14 protein-coding genes are annotated in these 16,560 nt (G+C 41.4%); 4 read left to right on the plus strand and 10 right to left on the minus strand.

Annotated features, from left to right (window positions below; genetic code table 11):
* Together lgt and hprK are read right to left on the minus strand one after the other, a co-directional pair.
* Positions 1 to 825, minus strand: a complete 825-nt coding sequence (gene lgt / locus NSS76_RS16445; protein ID WP_103131662.1) for a prolipoprotein diacylglyceryl transferase — start codon at positions 823 to 825, stop codon at positions 1 to 3.
* Positions 826 to 836: 11 nt separating this feature from the next.
* A complete protein-coding gene (gene hprK, locus NSS76_RS16450) occupies positions 837 to 1,769 on the minus strand; it encodes an HPr(Ser) kinase/phosphatase (RefSeq protein ID WP_024423572.1) in 933 nt (310 codons plus the stop codon).
* Positions 1,770 to 1,946: 177 nt separating this feature from the next.
* Here hprK and nagA point away from each other — a divergent pair, with 177 nt between their 5' ends.
* From nagA to NSS76_RS16465, 3 genes are read left to right on the plus strand one after another with little or no spacing between them, the layout of a single operon-like run.
* On the plus strand, positions 1,947 to 3,137 hold the full coding sequence (nagA, locus tag NSS76_RS16455) for an N-acetylglucosamine-6-phosphate deacetylase (RefSeq protein ID WP_024423573.1): 1,191 nt from the start codon (positions 1,947 to 1,949) through the stop codon (positions 3,135 to 3,137).
* Positions 3,137 to 3,862 (plus strand): glucosamine-6-phosphate deaminase, encoded by a 726-nt coding sequence (gene nagB / locus NSS76_RS16460; RefSeq protein ID WP_024423574.1) that lies wholly within the window; start codon positions 3,137 to 3,139, stop codon positions 3,860 to 3,862. The genes nagA and nagB overlap by 1 nt, the downstream gene beginning before the upstream one ends.
* Before the next feature lie 18 nt (positions 3,863 to 3,880).
* On the plus strand, positions 3,881 to 4,606 hold the full coding sequence (locus NSS76_RS16465; protein WP_044334239.1) for a GntR family transcriptional regulator: 726 nt from the start codon (positions 3,881 to 3,883) through the stop codon (positions 4,604 to 4,606).
* Between the two features lie 30 nt (positions 4,607 to 4,636).
* On the opposite strand, the gene NSS76_RS16470 is transcribed toward NSS76_RS16465, so the two are convergent.
* From NSS76_RS16470 to NSS76_RS16490, 5 genes are all read right to left on the minus strand, one after another.
* Complete coding sequence (locus tag NSS76_RS16470) at positions 4,637 to 8,491, minus strand: metallophosphoesterase (RefSeq protein WP_257802415.1); 3,855 nt, start codon at positions 8,489 to 8,491, stop codon at positions 4,637 to 4,639.
* 94 nt (positions 8,492 to 8,585) lie between these two features.
* Positions 8,586 to 8,972, minus strand: a complete 387-nt coding sequence (locus tag NSS76_RS16475; RefSeq protein WP_024423577.1) for a phage holin family protein — start codon at positions 8,970 to 8,972, stop codon at positions 8,586 to 8,588.
* Complete coding sequence (locus NSS76_RS16480) at positions 8,973 to 9,167, minus strand: PspC domain-containing protein (RefSeq protein ID WP_024423578.1); 195 nt, start codon at positions 9,165 to 9,167, stop codon at positions 8,973 to 8,975.
* Between the two features lie 6 nt (positions 9,168 to 9,173).
* Positions 9,174 to 10,265 (minus strand): DUF4097 family beta strand repeat-containing protein, encoded by a 1,092-nt coding sequence (locus tag NSS76_RS16485; protein WP_024423579.1) that lies wholly within the window; start codon positions 10,263 to 10,265, stop codon positions 9,174 to 9,176.
* A gap of 11 nt (positions 10,266 to 10,276) precedes the next feature.
* Entirely contained in the window at positions 10,277 to 10,612 is a 336-nt protein-coding gene (locus tag NSS76_RS16490; RefSeq protein ID WP_024423580.1) for a hypothetical protein, read from the minus strand.
* 197 nt (positions 10,613 to 10,809) lie between these two features.
* Between NSS76_RS16490 and NSS76_RS16495 the strand changes: the two genes are divergently transcribed.
* Positions 10,810 to 11,040, plus strand: coding sequence for a hypothetical protein (locus tag NSS76_RS16495; protein WP_024427654.1), 231 nt, complete (start codon positions 10,810 to 10,812; stop codon positions 11,038 to 11,040).
* Positions 11,041 to 11,071: 31 nt separating this feature from the next.
* Here NSS76_RS16495 and uvrA read toward each other — a convergent pair whose 3' ends face one another.
* The 3 genes from uvrA to NSS76_RS16510 form a co-directional block, all read right to left on the minus strand.
* Complete coding sequence (uvrA, locus tag NSS76_RS16500) at positions 11,072 to 13,948, minus strand: excinuclease ABC subunit UvrA (protein WP_034623782.1); 2,877 nt, start codon at positions 13,946 to 13,948, stop codon at positions 11,072 to 11,074.
* 7 nt (positions 13,949 to 13,955) lie between these two features.
* Positions 13,956 to 15,941, minus strand: a complete 1,986-nt coding sequence (gene uvrB / locus NSS76_RS16505; RefSeq protein WP_247721637.1) for an excinuclease ABC subunit UvrB — start codon at positions 15,939 to 15,941, stop codon at positions 13,956 to 13,958.
* Between the two features lie 293 nt (positions 15,942 to 16,234).
* Positions 16,235 to 16,480 (minus strand): CsbA family protein, encoded by a 246-nt coding sequence (locus NSS76_RS16510; protein ID WP_024426229.1) that lies wholly within the window; start codon positions 16,478 to 16,480, stop codon positions 16,235 to 16,237.
* Positions 16,481 to 16,560: the final 80 nt, after the last annotated feature.

Here is a 16,560-nt window from a genome sequence, read left to right on the forward strand (position 1 = left end):
TTAATTCGATGAGTTGTTCTCTTTATACGGAATCGATGCGTATCCTTTCATTCTTCTAAAGAAAATCAGTAGAACAGCCACTGCGAATATCGCAATCGAAATCATCTGTGCGATTCGAAGATGCTCTGTCAGCATTAAGCTGTCTGTTCTCATCCCTTCAATGAAGAAACGGCCGATTGAATACCAAATTAAATAAGACAAGAAGATTTCGCCTCTGCGCAGCGAAGTTCTGCGTAATAAAATCAAGATGACAACACCAACAAGATTCCATAATGATTCGTATAAGAACGTCGGGTGATAATAGGTACCATCAATATACATTTGATTAATGATAAACTCAGGCAGATGCAAATTTTCTAAAAAGGTTCTTGAAACCGCCTCACCGTGTGCTTCTTGGTTAATAAAGTTCCCCCAGCGTCCAATTGCCTGCCCTAGTAAAATACTAGGTGCTGCGACGTCAGCTATTTTCCAAAAGGATACCTTTCTCACTTTTGTAAAAATGATGGCTGTCAGCACGGCACCGATCAGCCCGCCGTGAATCGCAATTCCACCATTCCAAATCTTAATGATTTCGTTTGGGTGCTGCTGATAGTAATCCCATTCGAAGGATACATAATAAATTCGGGCACAAATAATCGCTATTGGAATGGCAAATAAGATTAAGTCAATAAACAGATCTTTATTGATTCCTCTTTTTTCACATTCTCTCAAGGCGAGCCAAAGTCCAAGCAAGGCCCCGACCCCAATAATCACACCATACCAATGAACCGAAATAGGTCCGAGGTGAAAAGCAATCGGATCAATTGGCTGAATTGCTTCGTTCATATAGTCAACTCCTATTCATCCTGGCCATTGTCTTCAATGACATCAGCAAGTTTACTTGTAAATTGTTCTGCTGCATTATGTCCCATACGTTTCAGCCTGAAGTTCATCGCAGCCACCTCAATGATGACCGCTAAGTTTCGTCCTGGCCGCACAGGGATCGTCAGCTTCGGCACATCTGTATCGATGATGCGCATTTTCTCTTCTTCAAGTCCTAAACGATCATACTGTTTGCCTTGTTCCCAAAGCTCAAGGTTCATTACAATCGTAATTCTCTTATAGCTTCTGACAGCGCCTGCTCCAAATAAGGTCATCACATTAATAATGCCTAACCCGCGGATTTCTAAAAGATGTTCAATCAGCTCAGGTGCGCTCCCGACTAACGTATCCTGATCCTCTTGACGGATTTCCACGCAATCGTCTGCAACCAGCCGATGTCCCCTCTTCACTAATTCTAAGGCTGTTTCACTTTTTCCTACTCCGCTTTTCCCAATTAACAACACACCTACACCATATACATCTACGAGCACACCATGAATAGCAGTCGTTGGTGCAAGCTTACTTTCTAAAAAGTTGGTCAATCGACTCGAAAGTCTTGTCGTTTTTAGGCTAGATCGTAAAACGGGCACGCCATTTTCATTTGATGCTTCGATTAATTCCTTCGGCACATCACGATCTCGAGACAAAATAATGGCAGGGGTAATATCTGTACAAAGAGACATCATTCTCTGCTTTCGTTCGCGTTCTGGGAGCTGTTCAAAAAAAGAAAGCTCTGTTTTCCCTAAAAGTTGAACTCTTTCTTTTGGGTAATATGTAAAATAACCAGCCATTTCAATACCTGGTCTGGAAAGATCACTGATTGTAATGGGACGATTAATCCCTTCTTCCCCACTTACCAGTTCAAGATGAAATTGTTCCATTATGTCCTTCGTACGAACTTTCGGCACGTTTCTTCCTCCTTTTATCACAGGCGATTCAGAAATACAGCTCTATTTTATCACTTTCAATGATGAACCCAAAACAGTATTTTATCCTGTTCCTGTTTCACCGCCCTAACTGGTATAGACAACTATACTTAAAAAGAGTAAACTTAAATGAAAGATAACGAATAAGGGGGCTTAAACATGAGCGGTTCTTTATTGCTCTCCAACATTCATATTGTGACAAAGACAAAGGTCATTGAAAACGGTTTTGTCGGTTTACGCGATGGCAAGATTGACTATATTTCAACATCACCACCGACAGGAAATTATGAAAAAGTATATATTTCCCGGGAAAACTTTTATTTACTCCCTGGAATGATTGATATTCACATCCATGGCGGATATGGTGCAGACATGATGGATGCGACAGCAGAAGCAATGAATACGCTCGCTGACAACCTTCCGTCAGAAGGAACGACAAGTTTTTTAGCGACAACCATCACACAAAACCATCATGAGATTGAGCATGCACTTAAAAATGTCGCTCAGTGGAAACAAAGTAATGAAGCACAAGCAGGAAATCAGGCACAATGTATAGGAATCCACCTCGAAGGTCCATTTATTTCTAAAGATAAGGCAGGGGCACAGCCTGTTCAATGGATTAAACAGCCTGATATTCCGCTTTTTAAAAAATGGCTGGATGCTTCTGATCAGCTCATTCGAATTGTCACGTTTGCACCTGAGGAAGACACAGATTTTGCATTTCTTTCTCTATTACAGGAAAAGAACATTATCCCTTCTATTGGACATACGAATGCCCATCATGACATGATCAATTTAGCAGCTAAGCATGGTGCACGCCATGTAACGCACCTTTATAACGCAATAAGTTCGTTTCAGCACCGTGAACCGAACGCTGTAGGTGCTGCTCTTACGAACGAGAATCTTCATACTGAGCTGATCACAGATGGAATTCACTCCCATCCTCTTTCCATCAAGCTTGCGTATTTGGCAAAAGGAAGTGATCGTTTAATCATGATCACAGACTCGATGCGTGCAAAAGGGCTTGGGAATGGAACGTATGAATTTGGCGGTCAGACGGTCACAGTCAGCGGCGAAAAAGCATTGCTGAACGATGGTACACTTGCAGGATCGATTTTGCGAATGAAAGACGGCGTCAAAAGGATAAAACAGCTCACAAATTGTGATTGGACAGAGATTGCGAAGATGACCTCAACCAATGCGGCTGCTCAGCTGGGACTTGATCAACTGCTCGGTTCCATCGAAGTTGGAAAACTAGCAGATCTGGTGATTTGGGATGAATCTGGTGAACTGATGATGACGATCTGCCGTGGACAAATCGTCTTTGAAAAAAAGGAGGCCGACCACTAATGAACATCATCGAATTTGAAAGCAAAGATCAATTAGGAAAAGAAGCAGCTGCCATTATTGCAAGGACAATAGCTGCTAAACCCGATGCCGTACTCGGCCTAGCAACAGGCGGTACACCTATTGAAACTTACAAAGAGTTAATTCAACTTCATCAAGCGCGTCAATTGTCTTTCAAGCAAACAAAAACAATCAATTTAGATGAATATGCAGGACTCAATCCAGAACACGAAAATAGTTATATGACCTACATGAAACGTCATTTATTTGACCATATTGATCTCCCTCAGGATCAGTATTTTCTTCCAAATGGCAATGCAGCTCATTTAGAAAAGGAATGCTTAAGATATGACCAGCTCATTGAGGCTGTAGGCGGCATCGATCTTCAGCTCCTTGGAATCGGTCAAAATGGGCATATCGGTTTTAATGAACCAGGTACCCCTTTCAACTCAAAAACTCATGTTGTGCAGTTAGATGAAAACACGAGACAGGCTAACGCAAGATACTTTTCTTCTATTGATGAGGTACCTACACATGCCATCACAATGGGAATTGCGAGCATTCTTTCAAGTAAAAAGATTCTCCTTCTTGCTTCGGGAAAATCAAAAGCGAAAGTGATACAATATTTAGAACAGGCAGAGATTCATCCGGACTTCCCAGCGTCTGCACTGAAACTTCATGAAGATGTAACGGTCTTGATTGATCGAGATGCTGGATCACTACGCTAAAAACGAGAGGATTTTCACATGTTTATTGATAAGCAGTCACCTATTCCGATGTACCATCAGATTATGGAGAACCTGAAAAAACAGATTGAGGATGGAACATTAGCACCTGATACACTCATTCCTTCTGAAAGAGAATATGCCGAACGCTTTGGTATTAGTCGAATGACTGTCAGACAAGCCTTATCGAATCTTGTGAACGAAGGATATTTGTATCGACAAAAAGGAAAAGGCACCTTTGTTAGCCGGAAAAAATTTGAACAGCCGCTTCAAGGCTTAACAAGCTTTTCAGAGGATATGCGCCAGCGTGGACTCAAAGCATCAAGCCAGCTGATTGACTTCAAAAAAACTGCATGTCCAGAGCACTTGCTGCCAGTCTTACAGCTGTCTAATAGTGATGCTGTATTTGAGCTCAAACGGATACGCCTTGCAAATGATGAACCGATGGCGATTGAAACGAGCTATATACCTGAAAGATTCGCCGGAGATTTAACAAAGAAACATTTAACTGGCTCTTTATATGAATATATAGAAACTCACACTGGACATGTCATTGCTCATGCCAAACAGGAGCTTGAAGCCAATGTTGCCTCAAAGGAAGAAGCACACTTGCTGTCTATTTCAGCAGGAGACCCTGTGCTGTCCATAACAAGAACGACTTTTTTTCAACAAGACATTCCATTTGAGTATGTTGTTTCCGTTTATAGAGGGGATCGTTATAAGCTCATTCATACAATGGAAAGATAAACAGTGCCCCTGACACGGAGCACTGTTTTTTTATTTCCTAAGAAATTTTGTTTCGTCATCATCTTTTGTATGAATTTTCCATATTGGTGAAATGGCTTTTCCTTGAAAACGATCTTTTGCTACAGTGTACCAATAATAATCTTCATTTGGCTTTAAGCCCTTCCACTCAAAGCTTGCTTTTTTGCCGCTTTTTACGCCGCGCGCTTCTCCTAGAAGAACATTCGTATACACATTGAGTTCAAAATAATTGGTTTTGACAGATTTCATTTTCGGTGTCAAATCTACATCGATTGAAAATTCATCCTGATCTCCATACGTTTTAGGATCATAAAAATGCTCTTGATTCAAGTAAGGAGAGTATGTCGTAAAATGAAGTTGATTTTTTTCTTGATCGGCTGTTATGACCCTCATAAACCCTTGACCACCTTCAGGTCCTGACTGATAATCGGCGAGTATTTGATATACTTTCCTGTCGACTTTTCCATCATGGTCATCATCAAGCTCATCTACTTTCCTGCTTGCTCCATGGTAATGGCCGCTAAATACGGCCACAATATTAGGATGGCGTTTCACCACTTGATGGAAGATGAGGTCGCCAATCGGGCTTCGGTTGCCGCTCACTAACAAATACTCATGGAAATTTAAAATGACGATACGATCTGGATGCTCAGAAATTACACGGTTTAACCAATCAATTTCATCTTGCTTAATCCCCCAGCCCATGTACACCATCATATAATCATTGCCACCGGCAGAGATGAGATCATAATGACCTTTATTGTTACGATAGGATTCACCATAGTAAGGCTTATCAGCAAAGCGTTTTTCCCCGAAATATTTCCCGTATTCCGCATATAAACCGTCCTTGTGTCTAACATCATGATTTCCTGCTAAAACCCCATAAGGAATGTGATTCTGATCCAATACACGCATAAATGTATCAGCACGGTGCCATTGCTTATCCTTTGAATCATCTACAATATCGCCTGTATGGAACACATATTGAATGTTTAATTTTTCTCTTTGATCTCTGATCCATTCAACCATTTGTTTAAAGATATGAGGATAGCTCTTTGCATAATATTGAGTGTCAGACATCCATACCATCTTATATGGCTTTTGCGATTTGCTGATTTCATCCTGTACTAGCAAATCAAACGTTTGATTCTTCATGTACTGTCCCACTGACAGCAGCCCTTTCAGGTAAAATTCCTTTTGATCCTTGGCAAAATGATGAGTGATTTTATCCCACTTTTCCTGCTGGTGATTCCACGCGTACATTGTCACCTTTCTCCCTGACAATGAACTCCCTTTCCATACAGCTTCGACGACATCCTTTTCACGTACACCATGATGAACCTTAATTTGAAAACGATGATAAGGAAAACGCTGTAAATCCTTCGTTTCAACAGACTTCCCATCAACAAATGCAATGCGGTTCCTTTCTTGATCAGAAAAAATCATTTCTCCTTTTTGGAGATAACTCTTAGGCGGTTCTGTCTCTGCTGCATACTTAAAAATCTTCATTGAAGGATGCAGCGATGTATATTGATAGGCACGATAAAAAGAGTAATCTAACTTATCATTCGTTGGATCCTTGGTTAGCACAGTTTGTTTTGATGATTTCATTTTTGTCTTATCTGCCACCCGCTCTGGTGTTTCAGGATGCTCATGTACCGTCTTGAACTCTTTTTTTAACGTCGACATGTTGCCAGCTGCGTCTTTTGCTTTGATCGTAAACGTGTGCTTCCCAGGCTTTAATTCACTAGAGGACGTCTGATATGGCAAAGAAACTGGTTTGCCATCTACATATGCCTTCAACTCCTCTATGTCACTCCAGCGATCCGTTACTTTTGCTTTTAATGTAAAGGCGCCTTTATATTGATCCTTTGCTTGTACGTTCGTCTTTATTCTCGGCCCAGTGTTATCAACTTTCACACGTACTGAAGCGTGCTCGTCTGAGGTTTTGGCCTCAATCAGGTGCGGCCCTTCTTTCAGCCTTTTTGTGTCCCACTTTATATAGGTTGAGACATACGCCTCTTTTGGAATTTCAAATTGAAACGTTCTCACCTTTTTTGCGTTCCTGCTGTCTCCCATTCTCCATTCTTTTAGCGGCTTTGCATTGATTGGCGGAATTTGTGTTCCATTTGATAAGATCATCCTGACGTTTTTCAATTCAAAATCATCATGATTCTCTCCAGGCAGCCGGTCCACCGGAGAAGACTTTGTGCCAGCGTGAAAAGAGATCGTTTGGAGACCTGCCTTTTTTATCTCTTCTTCGGGTATTGGCATTGTATAGGTACGGTACACTTTTGTCGAATCATCAAAAATAGAAAGTAAACGCCTACCTATAGATACACCATTTTTAAAATATAAATTTGTTCCTTTGACATCAAATGCGATATATGGATCTGCTTCAAGGGCAGAGGATACTTGCTGATTCCGTTTTCCATCTATCCGCAATTCGATGCTTTTTTTCTGATCAGACGTTGCCTTTAATGAAAATAAACCTGATACCGTATCTCCCTCTTCTACATTGAATCGTAGACCGTGGGCTTTGCTGACCTGCTCCACATCAATCGTTTTTTTCAACGTCTTGGCTTCATTTTCGCCGTCTGACGCTTCAAGCTGATATTCCAATTGTTCTTTCCCAATCAACTCAGGTGAATAAATAATATGATGAAATAACCGGTCATTATGGTCTTTTTGCAGCAGGATTTCCTTGAACGGATCTTTTCGATTCGTTCGATAGCGCAGCTTGACGGTTTTTACAGCCTGATCATCTTGGACATCTGCCTTAATCTCTACACTTTCAGTTGGTTTCACCGGCTTCCTTACCGTCATATCTTCAATCACAGGTTTATGGATATCTTGAGAAATTTCCTTTTTCTCAGATGGAATTTGTGCTTTTAGTACTTTACCTGGAGTGGGTTCTTCCTCAATTTTCGAAATCAGCTTCGTCTGCGTCGTACCATCCATTGGATACTTAAACAGCAAGGATTTATGCTCGCTAAACCATGATGGCTTCAAACGAAAAGCGGCAGAAGAAATTTCTTCACCTATATTTGTTGTGATCGAAACAAGACGAGATTTAGAGTTGGACAGCCCTTTGCTCTCGATAATAGATAGATGCTCGCCCTCTTTTAATTGGCTTTTGTACATGGCATTAAAGTCCGCTGTCGTTAAATGCTCCTGCCCTTTTTTTCTCAGCCAGAATACATAAGGTTTTCCAGGTGAAATGGTGACTGGATTTGTGTGAAAGGAATATACATCATCCATTTCAATGCCCTGTGCAGGATTGCGGTAGCGGAGCTGATAATGTTTAAGAGAGATAGGCGCATGTGTCGTGTTATACACTTCGATAAACTCAAAAGCATCTTTGCCTTTTCGGTTTTTTGAATTGACGACAATTTCTGTGATGAATAAATCCGGAATATGTGAAAGATCTTCTTCAAATCCATTTAAATGAACCGATTTCTCTGCCGTTTTGATTACTGATTTTTGCGTAAGGAACTCTGTATAGTAACGAACGGTTGGATTCCATAATTGATCTGGCGGAATTTTCGCTGTGAATTCTGGCTTCATCCCTGGCAGCCGTTCCATTGGAATCAAGCGGTACCCCAGTTCATCACTTTGTTTATAATACAAGTTCGCAGACAAAATCTGTTCTTGGTCACTAATGGACGCACGAAACTGTAGATCATGGCTTTTTCCTAGAACCGGGCGGACGTCCACATGAAATTGGTCAAAGATAAAAGGCGAAAAAGGCTTGTCCGGTACATTCACTTCTGTTTGAAGAAAAGGGCCTGCTGAAGCAGGCTGACTGAAACAAAAAAGAATGATAAAAAAACATAAAAGCATGATTTGTCTGCTCACGTTCACCATCTTGCACCGCCTCCCTTCGGATATTGTGTCTCCTGAAGGTCGTTTTTATGTCAGATGGAACGGAGAAACGATGCAAATTTGCACAAAAAAACCGTTAGCTTTTTTTCGCTAACGGCTCTACAATTCCTTTTTGTATCAACAGATGGAAAATGGATAAAATGACAGCCATCCAAATGGCCGTTCCGAATCCATCAATGTTAAAGCTATCTCCCATAAAGCTCGATGTCATCATGAGTGTAATCGCATTGATGACAAATAAGAACAATCCTAGTGAAAGAACGGTCACTGGAAGCGTTAAAATGATCAAAAACGGCTTCACTAAAATATTGAGCAAGGACAAAATGATACTTGCCACAATGGCTGCGCCAAAACCTTCAATATACACGCTCCCGAGCCCAGGCAGAATGCCCGAATCAAAATATCCAGCAATGACGATTAAAAGTAATGCATTTACTAAAATACTGACGATCCATCTAAGCATTTATTTAGTGCCTTCTTCCGGAACAACAAAATACCAGATGAAGTAGATCAGGAAGATCGGCATAAATGCTGTCAAAAATCCGATGATGACGGTTAAAATGCGAAGCAGGGATGCATCCACACTTAAATATTCCGCAAGTCCACCAACAACACCCGCTATTTTTTTATCCGTTGCTGAACGATAAAGCTTCTTCATGTAGAATCACTCCTTGTCTGATTGGTGCTTTACTTGTATTGAGCCTGTTTTTGTTTCTGCAAAAATGGATATACTGTGCACCGCTTGTTGATTTGCTTTGATCATTTTCTCTTTTTGTAATGTTTCATTTTTTTCTTTAATCATCTCTGCATCAAGTAAATCGTGAGAGATAGACCCAAGATTGCTTTTCAGCTCAGCGGTCACTGCACATGCACGCGGAATCTGAACGTCCACACTGCCTGTTGTCGTTTTCGCATAGATGGAACGGCACTTTTCATCTGACAGCTGAACAGCAATATTTCCATTAAAGCTTTGAGCATCAATTGATTCACTTTTCCCGCGCAGGTCTATGAGCCCATTGATGGTTTCTACTTCAATCATACCACACTCGTGATCTGCCAGTTTGATTTGTCCGTTTGCTGTTTCTATTCCGACTTTTTCTGCTTGTAACGAAGCAAACGAGACAACACCATTTGTCGTTTTCGCGGCAAGTTCTTTTGTCTTTAGCTTTTCCCCGCGAATCGGTCCATTAAACAGCTTGACCTTGATCTTATCGTATTGGATACGCGGTACGTATAATGTAACATTGACTTTCATCGTCTTCTTTTCGGTTCGAATAAAAAATTTATCTCCTTCAAGCCCGCAGTCCAATTGATTGAGAAATTGCTGTCTTGCCTGCTCTCCATCCTCTGCACGGTAAATTTTTGCATGACACTCTGCTCGAATATCTCGATCGTCCCAAGGCATCACGTTGAGGCTGCCGTTCGCCAATTGAATATCTAAATGGGAAAGCGATGCGTCCTTGAACTGAAAAATGTGCTCAACATCAACGGACTGTCCAAAGTTCAAATCAAGATCCACGTCTTTTACCTTTTTCACCGCAGAGTCTAACCAGCCAAACAGCTTTGCCCCAAGATTTTCGGTGCCGTTTCCTTTGCTCTCTGCTCCAGCTTTTTCTTCATGAAAGGTGTGATCAGCCGTAGACTTTTCTAATGAGACTGACTGACCTTCTTCTAGTTTTTCCAGCAGCGTAATTGCTTCTTTTGCTGATAATACTCCGTCTTCTACTAATTTTAAAATTCGTTCTTTTTCATTCATACAAAGCCCTCCTAAGATTTGATGGATTGAAGTACTTTAATACCTTGAATGATATTCCAAATGACAGAGATCAAAAAGCCAATGACTACTAAAAAAGACAAGATGAACACCATCATGACTGGAATGAGCGAGTCACCTGCCTGTGTCGTCAATAAAAATGGGATAGACCCAAAAATCAACAGAATGCACGCTGCGACCGGCAAAAGATGTGACCATAATGCCCGCAATGCGTGCCGCTTCGTTTCCTTTTGATCTACTACAAAAAACGCCACGATCGGTACGATAAACGGCATAAATAATACACTAAAATAACAAATAGAAGCAATAATCGATTGATCTCTATTCATATATATTCGCTCCTTCATAACGAAAATCCCTTTCTAACTCATACGTTTATTGCGTATAAAAAGTTTCAAAATCATTCGATTTACATATGACCTTAGACACAAATTATTTCTTTTTGCACCTAAGAGTAGATTCTTCACAGATTACCCTTTAAAATATGTTGAAAAGATGGTGATTATCATTATAGGGGGTAATTATTTTGACAGATCATCATAATTCAAAACATACGGCTCAAACGCTTTTAGACCTTATACAGAAACAGAAAAGCATGAACAGCGATATGATCAAGGAGCTTGAGACCATTCATCCGTCTCATCCAAAGTATGGTGATATCCGTTATTTAAAGGTACTGCTCGACAGCAGCAGCACCCATATTTTAAAGGATTTAACGCACCTCAGTAATTTAATGCCGAAGGAAGATGTGCAGTAAAAGAAAAACCCCTCTTATCGAGGGGTTTTCTTTATGAAGAAGTCACACTTTCCGTTTCTTTAACCAGTTGTTTCATGCGTTTACGGTCACGCTCTAAAATAGGCTTCAAGTATTGACCTGTGTAAGATGCTTCTTCTTTTGCAATGTGCTCAGGAGTGCCAGAGGCAATGATCGTTCCGCCGCCTGCACCACCTTCTGGTCCGAGATCAACGAGATAATCAGCAGCCTTGATAATATCAAGGTTGTGCTCAATGACCAACACCGTATCTCCGTTTTCAACCAAACGCTGAAGCACCTTTAATAAACGGGCAATATCATCCACATGCAGTCCTGTTGTCGGCTCGTCCAAAATATAAAGGGACCTTCCGTTTGAACGGCGGTGAAGCTCAGATGCCAATTTCACGCGCTGTGCCTCTCCTCCGGACAATGTCGTTGCAGGCTGTCCAAGTGTAATGTATCCAAGCCCCACATCATAAATCGTTTGAAGCTTCCGCTTAATCTTTGGGATATTCTCGAAAAATTGGAGTGCGTCCTCCACAGTCATTTCAAGCACATCAGCAATGTTTTTTCCTTTATATGTGACCTCGAGTGTTTCGCGGTTATAACGTTTCCCGTGACACACTTCACAAGGCACATACACATCTGGCAAAAAGTGCATTTCAATTTTAATGATGCCATCCCCGCGGCACGCCTCACAGCGGCCGCCTTTGACGTTAAAGCTGAATCTGCCTTTTTTATAGCCTCGTACCTTTGCTTCGTTGGTTTGTGCAAACACATCCCGCACATCATCAAAGACACCTGTATACGTGGCAGGGTTGGATCTTGGTGTACGGCCAATTGGAGATTGATCAATATCAATGACCTTATCCAAATGATCCATTCCTTTGATTTCTTTGTGCTGCCCTGGCTTCGCCTTCGCTCTGTGCAATTTTTGTGAAAGTGATTTTAATAGAATTTCATTCACAAGCGTACTTTTTCCTGAGCCGGATACTCCGGTCACAGCTGTAAAGACACCCAGAGGGAACTTCGCATTCACGTTTTTCAGGTTGTTTTCTTTTGCACCTTTTATCTCAATATAGCGGCCGTCAGGCTTTCTTCTCTCAATTGGCAGCGGAATAAATTTCTCACCTGATAAATATTGGCCTGTTAAGGATTTCGGGTCCTTCATGACTTCTTCTGGCGTTCCAGCTGAAATCACTTCTCCTCCATGAACTCCTGCTCCAGGTCCAATATCTATTAAATAATCAGCGGCTAGCATGGTATCTTCATCATGCTCCACAACAATCAGTGTGTTCCCGATGTCGCGCATGTTTTTCAATGTCCCGATCAATCGGTCATTATCACGCTGATGCAGACCAATGGATGGTTCATCTAATATATAAAGAACACCTGTCAGCCTTGACCCGATTTGAGTTGCCAGGCGAATCCGCTGCGCCTCTCCGCCTGATAGTGTGCCAGCGGACCGGCTCAAATTCAGATAATCTAAGCCCACATTATTTAAGAAGGACAAACGCTCTTTGATTTCACGTAAAATGAGCTGGGCAATCTGCAAATCTTTCTCAGACAACTCGATTTTTTCATAGAAATCAAGGGCATCAGAGACAGACAAATCGGTGATTTCTCCGATATGCTTGCCATTGATGAGAACCGCCAGCGTTTCTTTTTTCAGACGATATCCTTTACATGTCGGACATGGCTGATTGGCCATATATTTTTCCATTTGCTCACGAATATAATCTGAGCTTGTTTCCTTATAACGTCGTTCAATATTACGAAGAACGCCTTCAAACTCAATTTCATTTTCACGTACCTGGCCAAAATCATTTTCATATTTAAAATAAATCCGTTCAGATCCGCTTCCATATAAAATTTTATCAAATAAATGCGATGGGATATCTTTTACTGGAATGTCCATGTCGATGCCATAATGTGTACAAACAGCCTCAAGAAGCTGTGGATAGTATTGCGAGCTTTGCGGCTCCCATGGTGCAATGGCATGCTGCCGTAAAGTCAGATCCTTATTAGGAATGACAAGCTCAGGGTCGACTTCCAGTTTTGAACCGAGCCCATCACAGCTCGGGCAGGCACCAAAAGGACTATTAAATGAAAACATTCTCGGCTCAAGTTCACCAATAGAGAACCCGCAATGCGGACAAGCATGATGTTCGCTGAATAACAGCTCTTCTTGTCCAATCACATCAATCATCACTCGGCCTTCGCCTAGCCGCAGCGCCGTTTCAAGGGAGTCAGACAGCCGAGCAGCAACGCCTTCCTTCACGACAATTCGATCAATGACTACTTCAATGGAATGCTTCTTGTTCTTTTCAAGCTCGATATCTTCTGAAAGATCCTCCATCTCTCCATCGACTCTCACTCGTACATAGCCCTGCTTCCGAATTTGATCAAGCACTTTCACATGTGTTCCTTTGCGGCCGGATACAACTGGCGCAAGCACTTGCAATTTCGTTCTTTCAGGATACTCTAAAATACGATCTGTCATCTGCTCAATCGTTTGTGACGTAATTTCAATTCCATGTATAGGACAAATCGGTTTTCCGACTCGAGCATACAAGAGACGCAAGTAATCATAAATTTCAGTGACAGTACCAACTGTTGATCTAGGGTTTCGGCTCGTCGTTTTCTGGTCAATACTAATCGCCGGAGAAAGACCTTCAATGGCATCTACATCCGGTTTATCCATCTGCCCAAGAAATTGGCGTGCATACGCTGAAAGAGATTCAACGTACCTGCGCTGACCTTCTGCATAAATCGTATCAAAGGCAAGCGACGATTTTCCTGAACCAGATAATCCCGTAATGACCACTAGCTGGTCACGCGGGATATTGACATCAATATTTTTAAGGTTGTGGGCTCTAGCACCTTTCACCTCTATTCGTTCCATAGCCATCAGGCAATCATCCTTCCGCTTTTAGCTCTAGCAATAGATCTCTTAATTCTGCTGCTTTTTCAAAATCAAGCGCTTTTGCTGCATCTTTCATTTCCATCTCGACTTTTTCGATCACTTTTTCTCGTTCTTTTTTGCTCATTTTCGAAAGTTTTGGTGCTGCTTTTGTTTCGTATTCTTCTGAATCCTCATGTATCTTTGTTGCCTTAATGACATCTCGAATTTTCTTATGGATCGTTTGCGGTGTAATACCGAATTTCTCGTTGTATGCTTCTTGTTGTTCTCGTCTTCGCTTCGTTTCTTGAATCGCAATGTCCATCGATTTCGTCATATTGTCTGCATACATAATGACCCGGCCTTCTGCATTTCTCGCTGCACGGCCTATCGTCTGGATGAGGGATCTTTCAGAGCGCAAAAAGCCTTCTTTATCCGCATCTAAAATGGCCACGAGCGACACTTCTGGAATATCCAGTCCTTCACGAAGAAGGTTGATTCCAACAAGCACATCATATTTACCGAGACGCAGATCACGGATAATTTCAATCCGCTCAAGGGTCTTAATCTCTGAATGCAGGTAATTCACCTTGATACCGATTTCTTTTAAGTAATCTGTGAGATCCTCAGACATTTTCTTCGTCAGTGTGGTCACGAGCACACGCTCATTTTTCTCAACTCGTGCATGAATTTCTCCAATTAAGTCATCAATTTGTCCTTCAATCGGACGGACTTCAATGATTGGATCAAGTAATCCCGTTGGACGGATAATTTGTTCCACAACCTCTGGTGTTTTCTCAAGCTCATACGGACCAGGCGTTGCTGATACATGCACAATATGATTGATATGCTTTTCAAACTCATCAAAGGTGAGCGGTCTGTTATCAAGTGCTGATGGCAGGCGGAATCCGTGATCAACCAACACTTGCTTTCTTGCTTGGTCCCCGTTGTACATGGCGCGGATTTGCGGAATCGTCACATGCGACTCATCGACAACAATCATAAAATCATCTGGGAAATAATCAAGCAGTGTGTAAGGTGTTGAACCAGGCGGACGCAAGGTTAGATGTCTTGAATAGTTCTCAATTCCTGAACAAAAGCCCATCTCTCTCATCATCTCAAGGTCATATCTTGTCCGCTGCTCAAGGCGCTGCGCTTCAAGCAATTTTCCATTTTCACGAAGCTTTGCAAGCTGTTCTTCTAGCTCTTGTTCAATATTGATAATGGCTTTTTCCATTTTTTCTTCTCTTGTGACGAAGTGAGATGCTGGGAAAATCGCCACATGATCACGATCACCAAGTATTTCTCCAGTCAGCGCATCCACTTCACGAATACGTTCAATTTCATCACCGAAAAACTCCACTCTGATACAATGCTCATCTCGTGAAGCGGGAAAAATCTCAACAACGTCTCCTCTGACTCGGAAGGTTCCGCGCTGAAAATCTATATCATTACGAGAATACTGAATATCCACCAGCTTACGAAGAAGCTGATTGCGTTCAATCTCCATTTCAGTACGCAAAGACAGCACAAGCTCTCTATATTCCTCTGGCGAACCTAAGCCATAAATACAGGACACACTGGCAATGATGATGACATCTCTTCTCTCAAATAACGAGGACGTAGCCGAGTGTCTCAGCTTATCAATCTCATCATTGATGCTGGCATCCTTCTCAATAAATGTATCGGTCTGAGGTACATATGCCTCTGGCTGATAATAATCATAGTAACTCACAAAATATTCAACAGCGTTATTCGGAAAAAATTCCTTAAATTCGCTGTATAACTGACCGGCAAGTGTCTTATTATGCGCAATGACAAGTGTCGGTTTGTTCACTTTTTTGATCAGGTTGGAGACAGTAAAGGTCTTTCCCGTACCTGTAGCACCTAACAGCGTTTGATGCTGTTTCCCCTGATGGATCCCCTCAACAAGCTTTTCAATCGCCTTTGGCTGATCTCCTTGGGGCTGATAGTTAGAAACTAATTCAAAGCGGTCACTCACATCAAAGCCTCCGTTTCGTATACGAAATCTATCTAATGAATATATTATCATAAAAGAACACAAAAATACGAACTAAAGTTCGGCTCTTACTTGATTTTTATTTCCAATACAGTCATACCCTCTCTCCCATGGCAAATAACCCTCTTAAGAAAACCTTCCTTTCAGTATGGAACATTTTGGAGTGAGATATTCGATGAGCAGAAAAAGAAAGCTGCGCTTACTAGAATTCGTAAGCACAGCTCTTGTTTAAAACATGTCAATTTTCAGCCATCATGCTCTTGATGGCGATGACATCATTGATTTTCTTCAGCTTTCTCTCTTTTTTCGATTTCTTTCTTAGCCATAAACAAAGCCCCAGCTACTAAAGAAATAATATCTAATCCCACAATAAAGTAGGTTTCTGTATAGCCTTTCATGTACGAAGCAAATAAAAGCGCTGCTGTTAACGCAATGCCCACATAATGATTATAAGTAACCTTTGAAAATAAAATAACGAGCAAGAAAGGAAAAACTAGTGCAAATATGGCTTTTGTAATCACAAAAACCCTCCCTCTTCATGGTCTACTTCCTTGATTATAGTAAAGATTGGCATATTGAACAATTCACAGTTTTCAATTTC

The sequence above is a fragment of the Bacillus sp. FSL R5-0654 genome (genome assembly GCF_038008745.1).
Classification (GTDB): domain Bacteria; phylum Bacillota; class Bacilli; order Bacillales; family Bacillaceae; genus Bacillus; species Bacillus safensis.